This is a genomic window from Paenibacillus xylanilyticus, assembly GCF_013359935.1.
GTDB classification, from domain to species: Bacteria; Bacillota; Bacilli; order Paenibacillales; family Paenibacillaceae; genus Paenibacillus; species Paenibacillus xylanilyticus.
On sequence record NZ_JABMCB010000077.1, the window covers coordinates 1 to 394 of the forward strand.

Annotated in this window: 1 rRNA gene; it reads left to right on the plus strand. The window is 51.5% G+C overall.

The features are described 5' to 3' along the window. Positions 1-62: 62 nt before the first annotated feature. Positions 63-394: ribosomal RNA gene (locus HP552_RS00630) — 16S ribosomal RNA — on the plus strand; the annotation flags it as partial.

The window sequence follows — 394 nt, forward strand, 5'->3', positions numbered from 1 at the left end:
AGCACAATTGAGATTTTTAATCTCGTCAGATTCAAAATGAGCTAATCGCTCTTTTCAATACTTTATTGGAGAGTTTGATCCTGGCTCAGGACGAACGCTGGCGGCATGCCTAATACATGCAAGTCGAGCGGAGTTGATAGGGAGCTTGCTTCCTTGATACTTAGCGGCGGACGGGTGAGTAACACGTAGGCAACCTGCCCTCAAGCTTGGGACAACTACCGGAAACGGTAGCTAATACCGAATACTTGCTTCTTTCGCCTGAAGGGAGCTGGAAAGACGGAGCAATCTGTCACTTGAGGATGGGCCTGCGGCGCATTAGCTAGTTGGTGAGGTAACGGCTCACCAAGGCGACGATGCGTAGCCGACCTGAGAGGGTGATCGGCCACACTGGGAC